1 protein-coding gene is annotated in these 2571 nt (G+C 34.5%); it reads left to right on the top strand.

Annotation, left to right across the window (positions count from 1 at the left end; all coding sequences use genetic code 11):
• Positions 1-286: 286 nt before the first annotated feature.
• Positions 287-2407 (top strand): hypothetical protein, encoded by a 2121-nt coding sequence (locus tag BLW68_RS20860; protein ID WP_092797213.1) that lies wholly within the window; start codon positions 287-289, stop codon positions 2405-2407.
• Positions 2408-2571: the final 164 nt, after the last annotated feature.

Raw genomic sequence — 2571 nt, 5'->3', positions numbered from 1 at the left:
GTGGCCGGATAAGGCCGAAATCAGTGGCCGGATGATACCGAAATGGGTGGCCGACTCATGCCGAAATCGCTGGCCGGATCATCCCGAAATACGCACATATCTACTAATAACCTGCGCCTATACCAAATCAATGACAGTGCCCCTATTGATTCTTCGGGTTATTTTTCTCTTGTAGTTTTACAAAATCTGCATTAATTTTATAAAAATGATGTTATTTCAGCAACGATTAAATAAGCGAAACTTTCGAGATAAAAACATTCACCATTACCATAAAGAGAGATCCACTGTGCACAGAAGAGAAGAAATACATTTACTTTCATCATTAGCAGTTTTCGGCCAAACATACAAAAATAACGAAAACATTATTGATGCAATAGCAGCATTCTCCGAAGCGACAATTGTAAAAAGAAATCTTAAATCATTTACATGCAGCGAACTAACCAGAAATATAAATGAAGAATTTTCATTCACACTTCCAGAAGGTGTAATAGCCACATCGCTGAAGAGAATAAATCATCTAGAAAAAACAAAAGAAAAGCCTGTATCTTATATATACACACCGAGCGAAGAACAAGAAACATCCAACAGAAACTTACTACTAAGAATATCAGAAGCTGAAGAAAAAAATAGCAAGCTTCTGTTAGCCATACAAGAGTATATAGAATTAAAATTAAAAAGAATACTATCAAATCATGAAATCGAAGAATTATCGCACTCATTCACATCTTTCATGCAAGATAATGCTAATGGTAAAAAATTCTCTGAACATATAAGCGCATTCATAATATCAAAATCTGAAGATTCAGATTTCATTGAGCACATCCAAGAGATAAAAGACGGATCAATAATAGAAGCTGGAATTAGGTTCAACAACAACATATCAGACACTGGAGCATGGAAGCAAAAAATAACAATAATATTAGGTACAGAAATAATATTCCACTTAGCCGGATACAATGGCGATGTTTTCAAACAAATAACCGAAGAATTTCTAAGCTACATAACAGAAATAAATAGCGCAAAGCAAGATAAAATAAAATTAAGATACTTCAGTGAAACCTTAGAGGAAGTGAATTTATTTTTCTCCAAGGCTGAAGATATTGTATCTGGAAAGGATAAAGCACTACCACACCTATCTGCGATGGTTCATCTAACAAACGGCTGCAATGACCGACTGACCCTACTAACAAAGAAGCAAAACCTAGCAAGACTATTACAAGTAAAAAAAATTAAACTTCTTGAAGATGAAGATTTTTTTTCAGAAGCTAACCACCAATACAATATCATTAACTCATCAATTTCAAATCAAATTCAAGCAGAAATGAGGCACGAAATTAAAGAATCACATCTAAAGGAACTTAATTACATTAACATACTCAGAAAAGGCGACAGCCAACGCTTCGATAACATAACTCATATTTTGGTTACTGAAAACTACAAAATGTTAAGTATCGCATGGAGTCCTTTATTAAAAGATAAAGGAAATGTACCACTTGCAACTAACTTAAATTTCATGATAAGTAAGTTTTGGTTTAAGTTAAATAGAGGCTTTGGGAGCCAGATAAAAACAGTAGCTTTTGACGTAATTACAAAAGCAAAAATAGTACTTTCCTCTAAGGTAAATGAGTCAGTCAGTAAACGCCTTGATGAACTAAAAAGCGACTTTGCAAATGGACGCCTTGATAAAGAAACAGCAACAGGAATACTAGCAGATTGCAGAAGTGACGTAAGACGGCCAGAAGAAATAACATCTGAAGAAACAGAGCAAATTTTATCTCTCATAGAAGATTCTAGCATTGATGCATACATAAGAAACAAAGTTTACTTTGAGAGTTTAAGCACTCAACGAGAAGTAGAAAATGCAAATCTGACTCGAAAACTTGAAACCGAAATAAAAAATAAAAAAGAAATAACCACTTCACTTATTGCGGAAAAAAAACTTTCAAAAAAACTCTATATCGAAAAAATAACCACTGAGAAAGAAAAACTTAACACTATAAAAATCAAGAGAGAACATGTTGAAAGCCGGTATGTTACCAGAAAAAAAATGACTACAACGATATCAATAGTACTTATTGCAGCCATCACCTTCTCGGCCTCCTACTACGCATCGGACGAAATAGAAAAAATTACTAAATCAACCACTTATTCGGCTCTGACTTTATTATTAACTGCGTTTATTTGGTTTACCAAAGATAAGCTTACTCCGCAAGCAGTGCAAGACTGGTTTTCCGAAAAGCACACCAACTATCTTAATGTTAAACTTACAAAGTTGGGGCTCGACAAAACGACGATTAAACAGTCTGAGGATTTCATCCAGTCTCTAGAAATGGAAGTGAGTAGCATAGAGAATGACATTATTTCATTAGAGTCAGTTGTTAAAAACTTAGATGATTCCACCTCATAATTTATAAAATCAAGTTGGAATCATTAAACTGAAAAAGGGTCGGAGCTAATCGGAAAAAAGGGGTCGGAGCCTGAGGTATCCCCACAAAATTGCTAGTTAAAACAAAAAGATGAAATCAGAAGGAACATTCATGGCGTTCAGTGATCAGATCTATCGCCAAACAA

The sequence above is a fragment of the Rheinheimera pacifica genome (assembly GCF_900108485.1).
Lineage (GTDB): Bacteria > Pseudomonadota > Gammaproteobacteria > Enterobacterales > Alteromonadaceae > Alishewanella > Alishewanella pacifica.
The sequence above is the reverse complement of the archived record's forward strand: the minus strand, read 5'-3'. Positions and strand labels throughout refer to the sequence as shown.